This is a genomic window from Blastochloris tepida (assembly GCF_003966715.1).
Classification (GTDB): Bacteria; Pseudomonadota; Alphaproteobacteria; order Rhizobiales; family Xanthobacteraceae; genus Blastochloris; species Blastochloris tepida.
This window is the reverse complement of record NZ_AP018907.1, coordinates 3048055-3067869: the sequence shown is the minus strand read 5'-3', so window position 1 is coordinate 3067869 and position 19815 is coordinate 3048055. Positions and strand designations below refer to the sequence as shown.

The following is a 19815-nucleotide window of genomic DNA, read 5'->3' as shown; positions in this document are numbered from 1 at the left end:
GTCCCGTCTGCGCCGGATAGGAGGGCGGGTCCGCCGCCCCCACCGGAGCCAGCCATGCCGATCCGCCCCGACACGGTCGCCTCGACCGTGCTGCTCGCGCTTCTGACCTCGCTGGCGGCGCTATCGACCGATATTTATCTGCCGTCGCTACCGTCGATCGCCGGGGCGCTGGAGACCTCGGCCGCCGAGGTGCAGCTCACACTGTCGCTGTTCATGGTCGGTTTCGCGCTCGGCCAGATCGTCTATGGCCCGCTGTCGGACCGCTATGGCCGCAAGCCGGTGCTGCTGGCGGGGCTGGCGATCTATGTCGCGGCCAGCGCCGCCTGCGCCATGGCCACCTCGATCGAGCTGCTGATCGTCGGCCGCTTCGTGCAGGCGATCGGCGCCTGCGCGCCAATGGTGATCGGCCGCGCCATCGTGCGCGACTTCTATGCCGGCCACCGCGCCGGCCTGGAGCTCGCCCGCATGGGGGCGATCATGGGCTTCGTGCCGGCGGTGGCGCCGGTGCTGGGCGGAGCGCTGGAGACATTTTTCGGCTGGCGCGCCAATTTCGGCTTCATGCTGGCCTATGGCTTGGCCGCCAGCGCCTGGGTGCTGGCCGGCCTGCCCGAGACGCTGGCGCGCCGGGCGCCGGACGTGCCCTCGCCGCTCGTCATCCTGCGCATCTTCGGCGGCATCCTGCGCAATGGCGGCTTCCGCGGCTATCTCGGCATCCTGGTGGCGACCTTTGCCGGCATGTTCGCCTGGATCTCGGGCTCGTCCTTCGTGCTGCAGGGCCTCTACGGCTTCTCCCAGTTCGCTTTCGGCGTGGCGTTCTCGATCGGCGTCATCGGCTACATTGTCGGCACGGTGTTGGCGACGCGGCTCAATCCGCGGGTCGGCATCGACATCACGGTCGGGCTCGGCACGGCCGCCAGCGCCACGGGTGGGCTCGCCATGCTGGGCGTTGCGGCCGTGGGCGCGGCCGAGCCGGCGCTGCTGGTGGCCGCCATGGTGGTCTACATGCTGGGGTTCGGGCTTGCTTTCCCCAGCGCTGTGGCCGGCGCGCTGATCCCGTTTCCCGACCGGGCGGGGGCGGCGTCCTCGCTGGTCGGCTTCTGCCAGATGACGTTCGCGGCCGGCGTCGGCGTGTGGGTCGGCCATTCACTGGGGTCGACGCCGCTGCCGATGGCCGCCACCATCGCCGCCGCCGGCGTCGCGGCGGCCGTGCTGTGGGTGATGACGCGGACCGACCGCCTCGCCGAGCGCGAGCATGGGTGAGACGATTTCCGGCCGATCAGGCCGGGAGCTGTATGGCCGTTCGCATCATTCCGGCGTCGCCGCCTGACGTTCGCGGCTGCGCTTGAGGCCGAGCCGGCGTTCGCGCCAGATCACCGCGAGCCCGGCACCGACGACGATGGCTGCGCCCACCAGCACCATCGGCCCCGGCACCTCGCGAAACGCCACCCAGCCCAGCGCCGTCGCCCAGATGATCGCCGTGTAGTCGAACGGCGCGAGCAGCGAGGCGTCGGCGTAGCGGTAGCTCTGCGTCATCAGGATCTGCGCCACCCCGCCGAGCAGGCCGGTGGCGATCAGGGCGGCGGTGGTCTCGATGTCGGGCACCACCCAGCCGAACGGCGCGGTCGCCAGCGCCATTAGCGTCGAATAGAGGGCGAAATAGAACACGATGGCGCCGGTGGTCTCGGTGTAGGTCAGCCGCCGGATCTGCACCACCGCGCCCGCCGACAGCACCGCGCCGATCAGCGAGGCCAGCGCGCCGATCGCCGCCGTGCTGGTGAGGTCGCCTCCGCCGAAGCGCGGCCACAGGATGATCAGCACGCCCGCGAGCCCCACCGCCACCGCGCTCCAGCGGAACAGCCGCACCTTCTCCTTCAGGAACAGCGCGGCGAACGCCACCGAGATCAGCGGCATCGCGAAGCTGATGGCCGTGGCCTCGGCCAGCGGCAGCAGCGCGAGGCCGGTGAACATGAAGAACATGGCGCAGATGCCGGTGAGCCCGCGGAAGAAGTGGCCAAGCGGATGCTGCGTGCGCAGTGCGGTCTTCAACTCGCCTTCATAGGCGAGCCACGCCAGGAGCGGCACGATGGTGAAGAAGGCGCGGAAGCACACCACCTCGCCGGCCGGCACCGCCGTGCCGATGTGGCGCACGAGTCCCGACAGGCCGGTGAAACAGAACACCGCCAGCAGCTTGAGCAGCATGCCCTTCAGGGGAAGCGTCATGGCCGCGGGGTCGGAGCAGGAGGTGAGGCAGGCATATCGCAACGGAACGCGCGGCGCTCAGGCTGGGGACAAATGGCCAAGGAACTTGGCGGCGACTCGGAGCCGGTCCGACTCACCGGAGCGGAAACGGCCAGCAAATCACGCAGGCCGCCGGTTCTGAACGCCCGCAGACGCGCGGCAGGGATGCGTTCGCGCGCTGGAGATTCACGTGCCTGTGCGTTCACGTTCCGCGGCAGGACGGCGCGCAGAACGCCGCGTGCAGGGCGACGATCATCGCGCGCACCTCGTCGCGTGCCAGCGAATAATAGATGTGCTTGCCGTCGCGCCGGGCGCGCACCAGATGCTCGCCCTTGAGCCGCGCCAACTGCTGCGACACCGCCGGCTGGCGCTCGCCCAGAAGCTCCGCCAGCTCCATCACCGATTTCTCGCCGTCGACCAGAAGGCACAGGATCACCAGCCGCGATTCATGGGCCAGCGCCTTGAGGAACTCGCTGGCGTCGCGCGCGTGCCGCAACAGCTCGGCGACGTCGAGGGTCGCCTCGCTTGCGCCCGTGTCGCTGCGGAAAGGAACCGGGCCGGTCATCACACCCCCTTCGCAGAGCGCGGCACGCTGACGCCCAACATCAATACACATTTACACATGTGAATAGACGCAACAAATACCGATCCATGACCGGAGCGCCCGCGTGGGCGGTCGGTGACAAGATCACCGACGCCACCCGGCGAACCTGCGAGAGACATTGCAGGCGGGGATGTCTCCGACGGCGTGCGGAGCCCCGAAGGAATCACCCGGAAACCGTAGCATGCGGTTTCCGGCCTGCAGGGCCGGAGAACCGCATGCTGTTCGCCGAAAAATCCTCATCCGATCAAGGATTTTTCGGCGGGACCGTTTCCGGCATCCCGAAGGGATCACCCGGAAACCGTATCATTTCATGAAGCTGGAGCGGGTCATGTCGCAACTGCAGGCGGTCGAAGCATTCGAGGGGCCGGCGCCACGCCACGCGCCGCCGGCGCACGAGGAGGGTGCGCTGGCGCACATGCCGGTGGGGCTGTTCGGCATGGTGATGGGACTTGCCGGCACCACGCTGGCGAGTCAGGCGGCGGCGCGCGTGCTGGACGGCAGCCTCGCTGCCGCCGCGCAATGGATCGCGCTGGCGGCGGCCGGCGTCACGCTGGCGGTGGGCAGCTTCATCTTCCTCGCCTATCTCATCAAGCTTCTGCGCTATCCGCGCGCGGTGGTCGGCGAATGGCACCACCATGTGCGCATCAACTTCTTCCCCGCCGCCAGCATCGCGCTGGCGCTGGTGGCGACCATGCTGCTGCCCCATGCGCCGGGCGTGGCGCGGGTGGTGTGGATCATCGCCGCCATCGGCCACGCCGTCGGCTTCGTCGGCGTGGTGTCGCACTGGATGGGGCCGCGCACCATTCCGGTCGCCACGCTCAATCCGGCCTGGTTCATTCCGGCGGTCGGCAATGTGGTGATGCCGATCGCCGGCGTCGAACTCGGCTATCTGTCGGTGTCGTGGCTGTTCTTCGGCACCGGCATCATGTTCTGGCTGGTGCTGCTGCCGATGGTCATCCACCGCTTCGTGTTCGAAGCGCCGCTGCCGCCCAAGCTGGTGCCGACGCTGGCGATCCTGATCGCGCCGCCGGCCGTGGCCTTCATCGCCTATGTCAAGCTTGCCGGCGGGCTGGATGCGGCGGCGCAGGTGCTGTACGGCGCCACCATCGCGTTTGCCCTGCTGGTGTTCGCCGCCGCCGGCCGCATCGTCAAGGCGCCGTTCGGCGTGCCGTTCTGGGCGCTGTCCTTCCCCTCGGCGGGGCTGACCATCGCCACGCTCACCTATGGCGCCAAGGCCGGCATCCCCGGCGTCGTTTATGCCGGGCTCGGCCTCTGGGTGTTCCTCCTGGTGCTGATTGTCGTCCTGCTGGTGCGCACGTTGGTGGCGCAGGCGCAGGGCAAAATCTGCGTGCCGGAGTGATGCGGTCTCCGGGCGATCCTTCGTGATCCCCGGAGACAAACTCTCAGCGCGCGGCGGCGAACATCAGCGTCCGGACCAGATCGTCGATGGTGCCGACGACGCGCAGCGCCTCCTTCAGCCGCTCGCGCATCGCCGCATCGAGCCGGTTGGGATCGACCGCATTGCCGAGCCGGCGGCCGGAGTGCACGTCCTCGATCTGCTGATGCAGGATGGCTTCGAGCAGCACGCTCTGCGCCTCGGCGAGCTGGTCGAGGTCGCGCTCGCCGCCGATGCGGAGCGCCCGCACCCCGGCCAGCCGCGCCGGGGTCGAGCGTTCGACGACATGATGGCGTATGGCGAGGCAGCGCGCCGCGGTGACGATGGCGAACAGCCCGGTCTTCTTGAGGTCGATGCGCCCGCCCTCGGTCTTGAAGCCGCCGAACAGGCCGAGCGCCGGCTGGGCGTGGCCGCCGGCCTCGGCCAGGAGCTTGGCGAAGCCGAGCTGACCGCGCGCGGCGTCGAAGGCCTCGGTCCACAGGTCGCGCGCCATGCGGGCATCGCCATGCACGCAGCGCAGGTCGAAGAAGATGTCGACCGAGAGCAGGTCCTCCGGCCTCGAGCGGGTGATCCAGTGGCGCACCCGTTCGCGCCAGGTCTCCAGGCTGCCGCGCCAGGCCGGCATCTTGGCCATCACCCCGCCCTTGCACAGCGGCACCCCGGCGGCGTGCAGGATGTCGGCGAGCTCGCTGCCGAGCTCGGCGAACCAGCGGTCCTCCGGCCCGTCCGGCGCGCCGTGGGCGAACAGGATGGCGTTGTCCTGGTCCATCGCCAGCAGGCTTTCGCCGCGCCCGGCCGAGCCCAGCACCAGCACGGCGTAGCGGCAGGGCGGCTTGCCACGGCCGCGCGCCTTCATCGTCTGCTCGGCCAGCACCGCGGCGCGGCGGGTGAGCGCGCCGAGCTCGCGCGAGATCACCGCGGCGATGTCGCGGGCGCCGACGCCCTCGGCGAGCAGGCTCGCCGCCACCGAGGCGATCTTCGCCCACGCCTTGGCCAGCGCCGGCACGTCCGGCGCCTCGTCGATCTCGTCGCCCAGTGAGACGGCATCGCGCGCGCGCATGCGTAGAAGATCGCGCGCCGAGAGCGCGCCGACAACCTGGCCGATCTCGTCGACCACGCCCAGGTGGCGCACCCTGAGACGATCCATGCGGCCGATGGCGCGGTAGACGAACGCCTCGGCCGGCACCGCCGCGAGCGGCGCGCTCATGATCGCGCTGACCGAGATGGCCAGCACCGCCGTCCCGTGTTCGGCCAGCGCCCGGGCGAGATCGCGCTCGGTGACGATGCCCACGGTCTCGGCGTCGAACGGGCCGTCCTCCGGCGCGGCGCCGGGCGGCGCGACGAACAGCGACGAGATGCGCCGCTCGATGATCTCCTTCAGCGCCGCCGCCACCGGCGTGTCGGCGGCGGTGAACAGCGGCGGCGACGACATCACCTCGGCGACACGGTGGCGGTAGGGGTAGCTGTCGAGCTGGGCGAAGGTGCGCTCGGCATCGACGCGGCTGGCCGCTGCGTCGTCCTCCGCCACGGTGCGCCGGCCGCTTTCGCGGGCCCCGAGCAGGCCGCGGCAGGCCTGCTCGGCCTCGGCCAGGGTGCGGATGCCGCCCTCGCGCAGATGCGGCACCAGGGCGATGAAGATCCTGGCGATCAGCTGCGCCCGCTCCGGCGCCGTCCAAGTGGCGGGCTGAGGCGTGGCGGTCTGAGGTGTGGCGGTCTGAGGCGTGCCAAGCTCCAGCCAGTCGGCCAGAACGTCGAGCGAGAAGCCGGCGAGGTCGGGCCGGGCGACCTCGGCCAGCGCCCGCACGTCCAGCACCCGCGGCGGCTGGCGGGCGAGGCCCGCGCGCTCATACTCGCGCCCCAGCAGCGCCAGGTCGAACCCGACCTCGTGGCCGATCACCACCGCCGTGCCGAGGAATCCATCGAGCCGGCCGGCCACGCCTGCCATGTCGGGCAGGGCGCCGTCGTCCGCCGCGGCCGGCAGGGATTCGTCGAGGCTGTCGTCGGCCAGCCGGCCGGCGTGGATGCGCGCCGCGCCGATCCGGCAGAGTCGTGCGCGCCGCGGCTCGACATCGCTGGCGTCGCAGTCGATGGCCACCGCGTCGAGCGCAATCAGCGGCGTGGCGCTGGTCTGGAGCATGCCGTTTCCCCTGCAACAATATGCCGGCACCGTCGACTCGTCTCAATGCGACCTTGTACGATTGTCCCGGCCGAACCAATCTTCCGCACGGAAACGATCGAGGAGAACGGGATGCAGCCGCACACGCTCGTCCTGGCCGTGGTCGGCGGCATCGGGCTGGTTGGCGCCGTGGTGGCGGCGGCGGCCATCCTCGCCGTGGCCCAGGCGGCGGGCGCGCCGCCGGCACAGGCCGGGCTCTATGTCTCGCTGGTCGCCGGCGGCGGCATCCTGGCCGGGCTGGCCGGCTGGTGGCTGCTGCACGCCCGGCTGATCCAGCCGCTGGAGGCGCTGACCCGCGACCTGCGGCTGCTGCAGAGCGACCCGCAGCCGCGGGCGCTGGAGCTGCCCGCCGGGCATGCGCTGGGGCGGCTGCCGGAGTTGATCGAAGGTCTTACCGGCCAGCTCGAAGCGGCGCGGCGGGCCACCGGCGAGGCCGTGGCGCTCGCCACCCGGCGCGCCGAGGAGCAGAAGAGCCGGCTGGAGGCGATCCTGGTCGATCTCGCCGAGGGCGTGGTGGTGTGCAATCTCGACCACCGCATCCTGCTCTACAATCAGGCGGCGCGCCGGCTGCTGCACCGGCCGGCCGGGCTCGGGCTCGACCGGCCGCTGTTCGGCGTGCTCGCCGAGGAGCCGATCCGCAAGACCGTGGCGATGCTGCGCCGCTCGGCCTCCGACGCCAACCCGGTGCTGCGCATCCGCCGCTGCGAGGTGCCGATGGTCGAGTCCGAGGTCTCGCTCAAGGCGCGGCTCGGCCTGGTGCGCGAGCCCAATGGCGAGATCTCCGGCTATGTGCTGACCTTCACCGAGACCATGGAGGGGGGAGCGGCCGCGCCCGCCGCGCCCGAGCCGATCCCGCCGCGGCCGGAATTCTACGATTTCGACCTGTTCAGGCCGGCGCGCACCACGCTGCCCGAGACGCCGCTGCGCCAGATTCCGTTCGTGGTGTTCGACACCGAGACCACCGGCCTCAATCCCGACGGCGGCGACGAGCTGATCTCGATCGGCGCGGTGCGGGTGGTCAATGGCCGGCTGCTGACCGGCGAGACCTATGCGCAGCTCATCGATCCCGGCCGGCCGATTCCCGAGGCCTCGATCAAGTTTCACGGCATCACGGCGGACATGGTGGCCGGCCAGCCGCCGGTGAACGAGGTGCTGCCGGCGTTCAAGACCTTCGTCGGCGATGCGGTGCTGGTCGCCTACAACATCGCCTTCGACATGGCCTTTCTGGCCAAGCGCGAGAAGGAGGCCGGCGTCGCCTTCGACAATCCGGTGCTCGACGCGCTGCTGCTCGCCGCCCACGTGTTTCCCGACCAGCCCGACCATTCGCTGTCGGCGATGGCCCACCGGCTCGGCGTCAATGTCGAGGGCCGCCACACAGCGCTCGGCGACGCCATCGCCACCGCCAAGCTGTGGGTGAAACTGCTGGTGATGCTGGAGGCGCGCGGCCTCGGCACGTTCGGTCAGGCGGTGGAGATCTCGCAGCGCATGATGAAGCAGCGCCAAGCCCAGGCCCCCGGCGTCGGGTGGTGAGGCCGTTTGTCGTCCCGGGCGGGGCCGAAGGCCCGCGAGCCGGAACCGCTCCCCGTTTCACGTCGTCCCGGACGGCGCATGGCGCCGAGCCGGGACCGTCTTCCGGAAGGGGCTTGTCATACGGTTTCCGGGCGATCCCTTCAGGATGCCGGAAACCGTATGAAGCGCCATCAGCGCCGCGAGCAGGTCGACACGCCGATCATCGAATAGGCCGGGCACCAGCCGAGCATGGCGGTGGCGAGCGGCACCACGCCGATCCAGCCGATCCAGGCATACTGGTTGCCCGACAGCAGCGCGAAGGCGATGAGGGCAATACCGGCGACGATGCGCAGCGCGCGGTCGATCCCGCCAACGTTGGTGGTCATTCTCTAGTCTCCAGAAGTGACTTGGTGGCCGGCCGGGGACGCCGGTGCCCGTCGGGCATGGCGTCACCATGACCGATGGCCGCCGCAGCGTCGGTGACCTTGTCACAAACGGCCGGGAAACGTCACAAACGGGGGGAAAGTGGGCGGCGGCTCAATCCGCCTCGTCGGCAAGGCGGACCAGCCGCGCGCGGTCGACGATGTCGATGCGGCCGCGCGCGAGCGCCACCAGCCCTTGCTTCTCGAACGATTTGAGCTGGCGCGACACCACCTCGCGGGCCGAGCCGAGCTCGGCGGCGAGCTCCTGGTGGGTGGCGGTCACCGCCGCCATGCTGCGGGCGAGCAGGATGCGGGCGAGCCGCCGGTCGATGCGGTGGAACACCGCATCTTCCATGGTCAGGATCAGGTCGGCGACGCGGTCGGCATAAGCCGCCAGCACGAAGTCGCGGAAGGTCGCCGAACTGGCGAGCAGGGTGCGGAAGGTCTCGCCCGGCAGGGCGGCCGCCGTCACGTCGTCTTCGGCGATGGCCTCGGCGCCGTAGGGCGCGCGGGTCATCAGGCAGGAGGTGGTGAGCACGCAGCTCTCGCCCGAGCGGACGCGGTAGAGCACGATCTCGCGGCCGTTCTCGGCGATGAGCTGGACGCGCACGCAGCCCTTCACCACCACCAGATAGGAATTGCATTCGGTGCCGGCAGCGAAGGCGTGGCCGCCCTTGGGCACCTGCACCAGCGGCGTGCGCGCGGCGACCAGCGCCCGCGCCTCGGCATCGAGTCGGTCGAGCCCCGGAACCTTCGCGATCCAGTCGATCCGTGCCAGGCTGTTCATGCGCCGCCCCCTGCGCGCCGGTTCCCGGCCGTCCGCACCCGGCGCGCCGGCCCACACTGCCCTCAACGGGCGTGCGCCTTCAAGAGGCTCGTCGGAGCATTCTCGGCAAGATTGGAAGCCAGTCTTGTGGCAGCCGGACTTTTGGGAACCAGATTTGCGAACGGGAATGCGACAACCCGACGAGCCGGAGCGGACGCTTCGGCCGTCGGGTTGTCAGCCTATCCTCGGAGCCGTGCCGTCCGCGTTCAGGGGGCGGTGACGGCCGGTCGCGGCATCGCCGCCGTGCCCGCCGCCTGCTGCTGGCCGGGCGGGACCGGCTGGATCGGCGGGGTGGAGAACACGCTGGCCAGCGGGTCGGCGTTGCGCACGTCATAGACCGAGGCGAACACCACGCCCTCGCGGCTCACCTCGACCATCGGCTTCAGCGGCAGTTGCTGGCAGTAGTATTCGCCGAGCATCAGCGCGAAATCGGCGCCGCGCGTGTCGTAGGTGACGATGAAGTCGGGGCCGAGCGCGATGCGCGCCGCATTGTGCGGGCCGCAGGTGGCCACCTTCCAGCGCCGCCCCTTCGGCGGCTTCAGACCCTTCCGGTCGATCTCGGCGCGCAGCTCCTCGCCGGCCTGCTTGAAGGCGAGGCCCCAGTAATCGAGCATGAACTCGCGGTCCGCGGTCTGCAGCCCGCCGATGACATGATTGTAGTGGGCGTACTGGTAGGGGTGCAGCCGCACCATGTCGACGGCGGTCACCGACGCTGCGAGGCCCAGCACGCCGAGCGTGGCGGCGCGCAGCCTGGGCCGCGGCGCCAGCCGCTCGATCAGCCAAGCCACCGCCAGCCCGCCCAGAACCGCCAGCGGCGGGGTAACGAACACGAAGTGGCGGATGCCGTTGTACATCGCCGGCTTGGTCGCCACCGTCACCAGGATCGGCACCAGGGCGGCGCCGAGCACCAGGATCTCGATGGTGCGGCGGGTGGGAGCCACGTCGGCGCGGAACAGTGTGCGCAGCGCCAGCCCGATGCCGAGCAGCGCCAGCACCAGGAAGCTCTCCGGCATGGTGACGGCGAACAGCGTCGGCACGTAGCCGCGCGGCATCTCCGGCACCAGCACCGCCGAGCCCTCATAGAGCTCGCGCCAGGGCACTTCCCAGAACTTGGTGAAGTACATTACCGCCCGGATCGGGTTGAGCGGCTCGGCGATCGCCCACGGCCACACGAGCCCCATCACGCCATAGGCCAGCACGAGGCCGAGGCTCAGGATGCCGGTGAAGGCGGCGAACTGGCGGGCGGCCGCCTTCAGGCTGGTCCGCCGCGCCTCCAGCGTCAGCAGCACGATGCCGGCAAGCCCGACCGACAGCACGGCGATGCCGCCCATCACGCGGGTGCCGATGGTGAGGCCAAGCGTCAGGCCGACCAGCGCCACCGTCTTCCAGGACGGCTTCGGATATTCCTCTAAGGCACGCACCAGCGCGTAGAGCAGGCCGATCTTGGCCACCGCGAAGGGGACGTCCTTCGCGTTCATGAACATGTGGCCGTAATAGAGCGGGCAGAGCGCGAGCAGCACCAGCGCGGCGAGGCCGGCATTGGGACCGCCGAGGCGGCGGCCGAGCCGCCAAGTGATGGCAAGGCCGATCAGCCCGACGACGGCGCCCATCAGGCGGCGGGCGGCGAACAGATCAAGCGGCAGGATGCGCGCCGCGATCGCCGACAGCATGTCGAAGCCGCCGCCGTAATAATAGAGATTGACGAAGGACAGCGCCCGCGTGTCCTCGAAGCCCGAGGTGTAATAGGCGAGCAGCAGTTCGCCATATTCGGCGTGGGTATAGTCGTCCCATCCCAGGCCGTAATGGCGGAAGGTCAGGAGCGCCACCACGGACAGGGCGGCAAGCAGCGCCAGTGCGGCAATGTCGGCAATGTGCGCGCCGGATGCCGTGAGTGCGCCGGATTGGATGCGCGTCCCCGACGAAATAGACGCGCCGAACGTCGTCTGCGCGCCGGACTCCGGGCGCGCCCGCAGCTTGAACATCGTGACCCTACAGCCCCGCATGCGAAGTCCGGCACGACGGTTTCGTGTGCCGGACTTCGTGACCGATCCAAAAGCTTGCGGCCGGTGTCCCCGCTCCGTTACGGAAGCGGCTTACGCGGCCCGACCGCCGCCAGTCCGATCATATTGACCAGGATTGCGGCAACTTTGCCAGTGGGTGCCATAGGTTCATGAAAGGAATTCGACGCTGCGCTGCAGCGGCGCCGGCCGCCGCTGCACATGGTAATTAGTTCTTTTATTTCTTGAGGGCGGCCTCGAACATTTCGTCCACGTAGTCCCAGTTGACGAGGTTGTCGATGAACGCCTTCAGGTAGTCCGGCCGGCGGTTGCGATAGTCGATGTAGTAGGAATGCTCCCAGACATCGCAGCCGAGGATCGGCTGGGCACCATGAACCAGCGGGTTTTCGCCGTTCGGGGTCTTGGAGACCACGAGCGCGCCGTCCTTGACCGCGAGCCAGCACCAGCCGGAGCCGAACTGGGTGACGCCGGCCTGGATGAAGAATTCCTTGAACTTATCCACAGAGCCGAAATCGGCGATGATCTTGGATTCCAGTCGGCCGGGGATCTTGCCGCCGCCGTTGGGCTTCATCCATTTCCAGAAGTGCAGGTGGTTGTAGTGCTGGCCGGCATTGTTGAACAGGCCGGTATTCTTGCCGAACGAGCCGACCACCACCTGCTCAAGGGGCTTGCCTTCCCACTCCGTGCCTTTCAACAAGTTGTTGCCATTGTTGACATACGCGAGATGATGCTTGTCATGGTGATATTCGAGCGTCTCTCGGCTCATATAGGGGGTGAGAGCATCATATGCGTAAGGCAGGTCCGGAAGCGAAAACGACATGGTGGAGACCCTCTTGAACGGGTTCGAGAAGACCTTGCTTAAGTGGTCCGTGAACGACATGGCGAAGACCTTCTTGAACAGGTTGATGCTGCCGGGTCGAGTGACCCTGCCGTCGGCCAGACGGTGCTGGGACATCATCTAGATAGGGGACGGGCGCGCCGGGGCAACGGCGGCACCGAACGGCCTGGTTGTGGAATCGCAGCCGATTTTGGATCATGACTCTACGGAGCCGCGGCAGGCGCGCGGTAAGGTGTCGACATGGCCATCTTTCTGATCGTCCTGGGGACGATCCTGGCCGTCAGCGGACTGGCGGCCATCGCAGGCGGAATGCCGTTTCTGGCGTTCGGCTTCGACAACACCCTCATTCTCGCCGGTACGGTGGGGCTGACCGGGGGGCTTCTCGCCATCGGCCTCGGCAGCATCCTGTCGGCGCTGGAGGCGATCGGCTCGCGCATGGATCTTCTGGCGCGGCCCGCCGCGGGCTCCGGGCCGGCCGGCCGGCCGGCCCCCCGGCCGGCGGCGCGGCCGCATGCCCCGTCCAGACCGGGGCAGGGGCCGGCGCAGGCTCAGCCCTACCCGCCGATGCCGGCGCCCGTCGCCGAGTTCGAGCGGCCGCCCGAGCCGCCCCGTCCCCTGCCACAGGACCGTGCCCTGCCGCAGGAGTTGCCACGCGAGCCGCTGCGCGAGGCACCGCGCCAGATGCCGCGTCAGCCGCGGGTGCCCGGCCTCACGATGGAGGATTTCGAGGCGACCGATCAGGCGCCGCCGGCCCTGCCGCCGCGTTTCCTGGCCGAGCGGCCGGATGAGACCGCCCACCCGCGCGAGGCCGCGGGACACGACATGGCGGGCCGTTCGCCGCAGGCCCGGCTGCAGCCCGAGACGCTGCGCATTCCGCCGCTGCGCGTGCCCGAGCCGGAGCCCGAGGAGGACCTGTCGCTGTTCGCACCGCAGCCGCGAGCGCCGGCCGAGCCGCCGCCGGCGCGCGACGATGCCGGGCCGCAATCCCGTCTCGAGGTGATCTCCGAGGCGAAGCCGGGCTTCGGGTTCCGGTTGCGGCGGGAGGCTGCCCCCGAGGCGCGGCCGGAGCCGGAGCCGCGGGGCGAGACCAGATCGCTGGCGACGCCCCAACCGAGACCTGAGGCCCGAGCCGAAGCCGCAGCGGAGCCGAAGGCCGGACCGGACCAGAGGCAGGAATCCAGACAGGAATCCAGGCAAGAATTCAAGCAGGACTCCAAGGCGGTCCCGAAACCAGACGCCAAGCCTCTCGGCGAGCCGAGATTCGGATTCAAGCTCGAGCCCAAGCCCACGGCCAAGCCGGATTTTGGCGCGCCTGATCTTGGCGCGACTGACCTTGGCGCGCCCGACATTGCAGCGCCCGAGGGGTCGGGGCCTGACGCCGGCAAGCCCGAAATGAAGCCTGAGTCGAAACCGGTCCCCCGGCCCGACTTCCGGCTGCGAACCGAACTCCGGCCGGACACGCGGCTGCCGCCCAAGCCCGAGCCGCTGAAGCCCGAATCCGCCAAACCGGAACCGAAGCCCGAGCCGAAAGCGGAGCCCAGAGCGGAACCGAAGCCGGAACCGGAGCGGGTCGATCCGTTCCGGGCGGCTTGGCAGAAGGCCTGGGGCCAGGGCCTGACGCCGGACGGCATGCCCGAGCCCGAGCCTGCGCCCGCTCCGTCACGCCCCGCCGCGCCGCCGCCCGCTGCCCCCGTGCCGGCCGCGGCCGCCCTGCCGCCGCTGCCCGGCCAGCCGGCGACCGGGCCGGATTCGCTGGAGGATCCGGCATCGAGCCGCATCCTCAAGGCCGGGGTGATCGGCGGCATGGCCTACACGCTCTACGCCGACGGCTCGATCGAGGCGGATCTGCCCGAGGGGCTGGTGCGCTTCGCCTCGGTCCAGGCGCTGCGCGACCATGTCGAGCGGGTCGAGCACAAGCGCGCCGAACAGAAGGGCCGGGATCAGGCCGGCTGATCCCGGCCTGACGCCGCCTTGAGCGCGAAGGCGTAGGCCCAGGCGATCTCGTCGAGGCGGTCGAAGCGCCCGGCCGCGCCGGCGTGGCCGGCGTCCATGTTCATGCGCAGCAGGATCGGCCGGCCCGAAATGGTGGCGGCGCGCAGTTTCGCCGCCCATTTCGCCGGCTCCCAATAGGTCACCCGCGGGTCGGCGAGGCCGGACAGGATCAGCATCGCCGGGTAGGGGCGGGCCGCCACATTGTCGAGCGGCGAATAGGCGCGGATGGTCGCGAACGCCTGCGCGTCCTCGATCGGGTTGCCCCATTCCGGCCATTCCGGCGGCGTCAGCGGCAGCGTGTCGTCGAGCATGGTGGTCAGAACGTCGACGAACGGCACCTCGGCGATGATGCCGGCGAACAGCTCCGGCGCCATGTTGGCGACCGCGCCCATCAAGAGTCCGCCGGCCGAGCCGCCATGGGCAACAATGCGGCCCTTCGCCGTGAAGCCTTGGGCGATCAAATGCTCGGCGGCGGCGATGAAGTCGATGAAGCTGTTGGTCTTGCGGTCGAGCTTGCCCTCGCGATACCAGCGCCAGCCCTTCTCGGTGCCGCCGCGCACATGGGCGATGGCGTAGACGAAGCCGCGATCGACCAGCGACAGCCGCGCCGTCTGGAACCCCGCCGGCATCGAGATGCCGTAGGCGCCATAGCCGTAGAGCAGGCAGGGCGCCGAGCCGTCGAGCGGGGTGCCGGCGCGATAGAGCACGGTCACCGGCACGCTCTCGCCGTCCGGCGCGGCTGCGTGCAGGCGGCGGGTGACATAGGCGGCCGGGTCGTGGCCCGAGGGCACTTCCTGGCGCTTGCGCAGCACGCGGGTGCGGCGCGCCATGTCGTAGTCGTAGGTTTCGGCCGGCGTCGTCATCGACGAATAGACGAAGCGCACCGTCGTGGTGTCGAACTCGTAGCCGGCATGAAGGCTCAGCGAATAGGCCTCCTCGTTGAAAGCAATGGCGTGCTCGTCGCCGCTGTCGAGCGCGCGCACGACGAGGCGCGGCAGCCCGTCCTCGCGCTCCAGCCGCACGAGGTGGTTGGCGAACAGGGCGATGTCGAGGATCAGCGTGCCCGGCCGGTGCGCCACCAGCTCGCGCCACGCGGCGGGCGTGGGATCGTCCTCGGGCGCCACCACCACCTTGAAGTCCTCGGCGCCGTCCGCATTGGTGAGGATATAGAACAGCCGCCGCCCCGGATGGTGCTCGGCCGAATAGCGCACGCCGGTGCGGCGCGGCGCGAGCAGGCGCGGGCGCGCCTGCGGGTCGGCGAGATCGAGCGCATAGGCGACCGAGGTCTCGTGGTCGCCGACGGTGATCAGCGCCAGCCTGCGCGCCTGGGTTTCGGCGAGGCCGACGAACAGGCCGGGATCGGTCTCCTCGAACACCAGCTCGTCGGTGGCCGGGTCGGCGCCGAGCCGGTGGCGGAAGACGCGCGAGGGCCGGTGGTGGGCGTCGCGTCGGACATAATAGAGCGCGTCGCCCGCGCTCGCCCACGTCATGTCGCCGGCGATGTCGGGCACAGCATCAACAAGGTCGGCGTCTGTGGCGAGGTCGCGGATGCGCAGCGTCTCGAACTCCGAGCCGGTCTCGTCGGCGGCATAGGCGAGGAGCCGGTGGTCCGGCGAGCGCCGCCAGTCACCGAGATGGAAGAACGCCTTGCCGGCGGCCAGCGTGTCGCCGTCGAGCAGCAGCTCCTCCGGCCCGCCCGCCCGCCCGGTGCGGCAGATGAGCGGGTGCTGCCCGCCCTCGCGGTGGCGGGTGTAGTAGGCGAACGGTCCGTCGGGGGTCGGCACCGCCGCGTCGTCCTCCTTGATGCGGGCGCGCATCTCGGCGGCGAGCGTTTTCCGCAGTTCGGCCTCGCCGGCCAGCATTGCCTCGGCATAGGCGGTCTCGGCCTCCAGATGGGCGCGGATGGCGGGGTCGAGCCGCGTCGGATCGCGCAGCACCTCCTGCCAGTTGGCGGCGCGCATCCAGGCGTAATCGTCCTCCAGCACATGGCCGTGCAGATTGCGCACCGACGGACGGCGCGGCGCGTCCGGCGCGCGCGGGGCGCCGCCCCCCGTGTCCTCACGCCACATCGGAGGTGCCTTCGGGCTCGAAGCGCAGCGCCACGCCATTGATGCAGTAGCGGCGGCCGGTCGGTGGCGGCCCGTCCGGGAAGACGTGGCCGAGATGGGCGTCGCAGGTGGCGCAGCGCACCTCGGTGCGGTGCATGAACCAGGAGCGGTCGTCGTGCTCGGTGACGGCACCCTCCACCGGCTCGAAGAAGCTCGGCCAGCCGGTGCCCGACTCGAACTTGGTGCCGGTGCGGAACAGCGGCGTGCCGCAGCACACGCAGGCGAAGGTGCCGGCCCGCTTCTCCGCGTTCAGCGGGCTCGAGCACGCCTGCTCGGTGCCGTGACGGCGGGTGACCTCGTACTGTTCGGGCGTGAGGATCGCCCGCCACTCGGCGTCGCTCTTGACCACGCGGGGGCGGCTGGCCGGCGCCGGCTTCGTCATCGTCATGGCTTGCCTCTTCTTTTCACGCACCATACCCCATCAGGAATTGGGGCGGTGCGGCCGGTGGCGCAAGCAGGCGCCGGTGACGTTGGCGTGACGGTGACGCCGGCAACCGGTTGACGCCGGAACTCAGTGTTCACCACTACCACGCTTTACACCTGCGCCGGCCATGGCCGATTGGAAAAAGCTTGGCGGGGGCGGATATCGAAAGCACAATCGTGCTTGGGCGGAAATAACGCCTTGCAAGTTGCCGGAAGATATAGTTTAGAAGAACCAGAACACAGGATGCTCGATTCGACGCCTGTCGTCGCACATCAGCAGAATGGGCGTTGGGGTGAGAAAGCGCTGCCATCATGGGGCGAGCCTCCGCGTCCGCGCAGAGGTTCGCACTAGAAGGACACCGAGGAAATGTCAGACAGTTCCAGCTCGTCGAATTATATCGAACTCGCCGCCGATATCGTCTCCGCCTATGTGAGCAACAATTCGGTGGCCTCGGGTGATTTGTCCAACCTGATCAGTGACGTGTACACGGCCCTGCTGAAGGTTTCGAGCGGCAAGACCGAAGCGCCGGCCGAGCCGCTGAAGCCGGCCGTGCCGCTCAAGAAGTCGGTCACCGCCGATTTCATCATCTGCCTGGAAGACGGCAAGAAGTTCAAGTCGCTCAAGCGCCACCTGCGCACGCAGTACAACCTCACGCCGGAGCAGTATCGCGAGAAGTGGGGCCTGCCGCCGGACTATCCGATGGTCGCCTCCAACTACGCCGCCGCGCGCTCGGCGCTGGCCAAGCAGATGGGCCTCGGCCAGCAGCGCCGCCGCAAGGGCCGCTGATCTTCCTCGGTACGACTGGGTTCAGGACGGGCGGCCATGCGGCCGCCCGTTTCGTTTGTGGGGGTCAGGTCGGCGCCTGACGCCTCAGCCGCCGCACCAGACCGAGGTGGCGCAGCAGATCGTAAGTTTTCCCGCCCCTGTTGCGCCGTTCCGCCCGCAACGCGCGGGCGCCGCAACCCGCCGGGTCGCCGAAGGCATTGAGCGCCGCCACCCGCGCCTCGGCCAGCGCCGCCACATCTTCCGTCCGAAAAGCGCGAATGGCGCCGCGCCGCGTGCTCTGTTCCCGCATGCCGCTCCTCCTTGCGGCGAGTGTGCGGCGGGCGGCGGGTTCTGGGCATAAATTCCTTGGTCGCATGGGCTGCCGGCGCCGGATTCGCCGGGAACAGCCGGGCCTTGGCGCCGCCGGCCGGCCCTTGCGCGTTCGCCCGACATGTCCGCGACCGCCCGATCGCCGGAAAGGCAGCAAGTCTGTTCTTCGTCAAATGCATGCCTTGCTTTCCAGCGTGGGACCGCGTCGCCGCCGGCACTTTCGCGATGGCCGACGTTGCGGCACCATCGGCAGACATCAGGGGAGGACTGGATGCCGGTGCGCGCGGTGGTTTTCGATGCCTATGGCACGCTGTTCGACGTCACTGCGGCGGTGCGCCGGCACGATGCAGCGGTCGGTCCGCGCGCTGCCGAGCTGTCGGCGCTGTGGCGCCAGCGCCATCTGGAATATTCCTGGACGCTGACGCTGATGGGCCGCTACCGGCCGTTCTGGGACCTGGCCGAACAGGCGCTCGACACCGCGCTCGGCCTCACCGGGGTCGATCCCGCGCTCAAGCCCCGGCTGCTCGCGGCCTACCGCACCCTCGACGCCTATCCCGAGGTTGGCGGCATGCTGGCGCGGCTGCGGGCGGGCGGGCTCGCAACCGCCATCCTGTCGAACGGCACGCCGGACATGCTGGCGGACGCGCTGGCGGCCTCCGGGCTCGCCGATCGGTTCGACCACGTGCTGTCGGTCGATGCGGTGCGGCTCTACAAGCCGCGGCCGGAGGTCTATGCGCTGGCCACCGCGGCGCTCGGCGTCGCCGGCGAGGAGATCGCCTTCGTCTCCTCCAACCGCTGGGACATTGCCGGGGCGGCGGCGTTCGGCTTCCGCCCGGTGTGGGTCAACCGCTCCGGCGCGCCGGCCGAATATGACGGGCTCGACCCGATCGCCACGTTGTCCGGCCTCGACGCCCTGCCGGACCTGCTGCTGGACTGACGCAGGGCCGTCCGCGCTGCCGTCATGCCCCTCCTGCCGCATCCGGCGCCACCACCGCCGCCAGCATGTCGGCGGTGCGGGTCCATTTGTCGGGCAGGCCCAGCGCCAGCGCCTGCACCACCACATCGGCCGGGCCGTCGCCGGCCGCGCCGGCCAGCCGTTCAGCCAGCGCCGCGCGATAGGCTTCACGCCGCGCCGGCACGCCGGCCACCGCCACGGCCAGCGCCGCGCCGAGATCGGCCGCGCTCTCGCGCCAGCAGGCGGCGGGCAGCACGCCCCAGCGCACCTGATCGTGGACATGGATCAGTGCCGCTGCCAGCGCCACCGTGCGCGGGTCGCGGTCGATGACGTCGCGATTGTCGCGCAGCATGGCCGCGACATCGGCCGGCAGATGCGCGGCCACCGCCTCGGCGAGCCGCTCGATGTCGTAGCCGTAGCGCTCGACCAGCCGGCTCACCGCGCATTGGCGCGCCGGCACCAGCAGGTTCTGCCGCGCCACCGCCTCGCGGATCGCCGCCATCACCGCCTTGCCGATCAGCTCGCCCAGCGCGCAGTGATGGCCGGCACCGGTCAGCGGCTTCGTGCCCTCCGCGGGTGCGGCCACCGCGATCTGGTCGGTGCCGGTGCCGGTGGCGATCGACGGCGACTGGCGCGAGGGCACCGAAAGCTCCTGCAGCACCGCGGCCTTGGCCTCGGTCGCGGTCATCACCGCCCGCACCAGCGCGCCCGCGGTCATCGGCGTGTTGACGAGCACGATGAGATTGATGGTGCCGGGGGTGGCGGGTCCGATGTCGCCGCGCAGCTCGAAGCGGCCGTCATATTCGTAATAGGACGCCGGATCGCCGGCCCGCGCCGCCCCGCCCTCGACCCCGGCGGTGGCGAGCGCCACCACCGCCAGATCGCGACAGGACTCCTCGGCCACCGCCAGCGTGTTGATGTTGGCGGCGGTGGCAAGGCCCGCGGCGGCACCCTCCAGGCCGTGGCCGGCGATCAGCCCGGCGACGTAGCGCTGCGGCTGGTGGTAGGCCTCGTGCAGCGCCGGGATGATGTGGCCCACCGGCTCGCAGCTCTGGTGGTTGAACACCATGTCGAGATGGTCGGCGAAGCCGCCATTGGCATGGCAGGTGGAGAGCACGCGGAACGGCTTGAGGAAGCGCACGCTGGCGAGCTTGTCGTCGCGGTGCAGCTCGGCCGCCCCGAAGAATCTGGCGATCAGCATGGCGCCACATTCG

Annotated in this window: 17 protein-coding genes; 6 read left to right on the top strand and 11 right to left on the bottom strand. The window is 70.1% G+C overall.

Translation table 11 applies throughout. The annotated features are described in order from the left end of the window. Window positions 1–54: 54 nt before the first annotated feature. A complete protein-coding gene (locus BLTE_RS13885) occupies window positions 55–1260 on the top strand; it encodes a multidrug effflux MFS transporter (protein WP_126401255.1) in 1206 nt (401 codons plus the stop codon). 45 nt (window positions 1261–1305) lie between these two features. Here BLTE_RS13885 and BLTE_RS13880 read toward each other — a convergent pair whose 3' ends face one another. Together BLTE_RS13880 and BLTE_RS13875 are read right to left on the bottom strand one after the other, a co-directional pair. Continuing rightward, complete coding sequence (locus tag BLTE_RS13880) at window positions 1306–2220, bottom strand: DMT family transporter (protein WP_126401254.1); 915 nt, start codon at window positions 2218–2220, stop codon at window positions 1306–1308. Window positions 2221–2440: 220 nt separating this feature from the next. Further along, a complete protein-coding gene (locus tag BLTE_RS13875) occupies window positions 2441–2803 on the bottom strand; it encodes an ArsR/SmtB family transcription factor (protein ID WP_126401253.1) in 363 nt (120 codons plus the stop codon). A gap of 367 nt (window positions 2804–3170) precedes the next feature. Here BLTE_RS13875 and BLTE_RS13870 point away from each other — a divergent pair, with 367 nt between their 5' ends. Further along, entirely contained in the window at window positions 3171–4202 is a 1032-nt protein-coding gene (locus tag BLTE_RS13870) for an SLAC1 anion channel family protein (RefSeq protein ID WP_160140621.1), read from the top strand. Window positions 4203–4245: 43 nt separating this feature from the next. Here BLTE_RS13870 and BLTE_RS13865 read toward each other — a convergent pair whose 3' ends face one another. Next, the gene (locus tag BLTE_RS13865; RefSeq protein ID WP_126401251.1) at window positions 4246–6375 is read right to left on the bottom strand and encodes a DUF294 nucleotidyltransferase-like domain-containing protein; all 2130 of its coding nucleotides are present in this window, start codon (window positions 6373–6375) and stop codon (window positions 4246–4248) included. 111 nt (window positions 6376–6486) lie between these two features. On the opposite strand from BLTE_RS13865, the gene BLTE_RS13860 reads away from it, so the two are divergent. Continuing rightward, the gene (locus BLTE_RS13860) at window positions 6487–7944 is read left to right on the top strand and encodes a 3'-5' exonuclease (protein WP_160140620.1); all 1458 of its coding nucleotides are present in this window, start codon (window positions 6487–6489) and stop codon (window positions 7942–7944) included. Window positions 7945–8114: 170 nt separating this feature from the next. On the opposite strand, the gene BLTE_RS13855 is transcribed toward BLTE_RS13860, so the two are convergent. The 4 genes from BLTE_RS13855 to BLTE_RS13840 all read right to left on the bottom strand — a co-directional run bounded on the left by BLTE_RS13855 (window position 8115) and on the right by BLTE_RS13840 (window position 12009). Then, the gene (locus BLTE_RS13855; RefSeq protein ID WP_126401249.1) at window positions 8115–8309 is read right to left on the bottom strand and encodes a YgaP family membrane protein; all 195 of its coding nucleotides are present in this window, start codon (window positions 8307–8309) and stop codon (window positions 8115–8117) included. Between the two features lie 151 nt (window positions 8310–8460). Then, a complete protein-coding gene (locus tag BLTE_RS13850) occupies window positions 8461–9132 on the bottom strand; it encodes a Crp/Fnr family transcriptional regulator (RefSeq protein ID WP_126401248.1) in 672 nt (223 codons plus the stop codon). A 245-nt stretch (window positions 9133–9377) separates the two neighbouring features. Then, the gene (locus BLTE_RS13845) at window positions 9378–11174 is read right to left on the bottom strand and encodes a glycosyltransferase family 39 protein (RefSeq protein WP_244600000.1); all 1797 of its coding nucleotides are present in this window, start codon (window positions 11172–11174) and stop codon (window positions 9378–9380) included. Window positions 11175–11406: 232 nt separating this feature from the next. Further along, on the bottom strand, window positions 11407–12009 hold the full coding sequence (locus tag BLTE_RS13840) for a superoxide dismutase (RefSeq protein ID WP_126402214.1): 603 nt from the start codon (window positions 12007–12009) through the stop codon (window positions 11407–11409). A 258-nt stretch (window positions 12010–12267) separates the two neighbouring features. On the opposite strand from BLTE_RS13840, the gene BLTE_RS18710 reads away from it, so the two are divergent. Further along, window positions 12268–13980, top strand: coding sequence for a hypothetical protein (locus BLTE_RS18710; RefSeq protein WP_126401247.1), 1713 nt, complete (start codon window positions 12268–12270; stop codon window positions 13978–13980). Here the strand turns inward: BLTE_RS18710 and BLTE_RS13830 are convergent. Together BLTE_RS13830 and msrB are read right to left on the bottom strand one after the other, a co-directional pair. Continuing rightward, window positions 13968–16088, bottom strand: coding sequence for a S9 family peptidase (locus BLTE_RS13830; protein WP_126401246.1), 2121 nt, complete (start codon window positions 16086–16088; stop codon window positions 13968–13970). The two genes, BLTE_RS18710 and BLTE_RS13830, sit on opposite strands and share 13 nt — an antisense overlap. After that, window positions 16078–16515 (bottom strand): peptide-methionine (R)-S-oxide reductase MsrB, encoded by a 438-nt coding sequence (gene msrB, locus BLTE_RS13825; protein ID WP_244599999.1) that lies wholly within the window; start codon window positions 16513–16515, stop codon window positions 16078–16080. The genes BLTE_RS13830 and msrB overlap by 11 nt, the downstream gene beginning before the upstream one ends. Before the next feature lie 402 nt (window positions 16516–16917). On the opposite strand from msrB, the gene BLTE_RS13820 reads away from it, so the two are divergent. Then, the gene (locus BLTE_RS13820) at window positions 16918–17337 is read left to right on the top strand and encodes a Ros/MucR family transcriptional regulator (RefSeq protein ID WP_126401245.1); all 420 of its coding nucleotides are present in this window, start codon (window positions 16918–16920) and stop codon (window positions 17335–17337) included. 64 nt (window positions 17338–17401) lie between these two features. On the opposite strand, the gene BLTE_RS13815 is transcribed toward BLTE_RS13820, so the two are convergent. Then, on the bottom strand, window positions 17402–17626 hold the full coding sequence (locus tag BLTE_RS13815) for a hypothetical protein (protein ID WP_126401244.1): 225 nt from the start codon (window positions 17624–17626) through the stop codon (window positions 17402–17404). 291 nt (window positions 17627–17917) lie between these two features. Here BLTE_RS13815 and BLTE_RS13810 point away from each other — a divergent pair, with 291 nt between their 5' ends. Continuing rightward, complete coding sequence (locus BLTE_RS13810; RefSeq protein ID WP_126401243.1) at window positions 17918–18583, top strand: haloacid dehalogenase type II; 666 nt, start codon at window positions 17918–17920, stop codon at window positions 18581–18583. 22 nt (window positions 18584–18605) lie between these two features. Here BLTE_RS13810 and BLTE_RS13805 read toward each other — a convergent pair whose 3' ends face one another. Then, a complete protein-coding gene (locus BLTE_RS13805) occupies window positions 18606–19802 on the bottom strand; it encodes an adenosylcobinamide amidohydrolase (protein ID WP_126401242.1) in 1197 nt (398 codons plus the stop codon). Window positions 19803–19815: the final 13 nt, after the last annotated feature.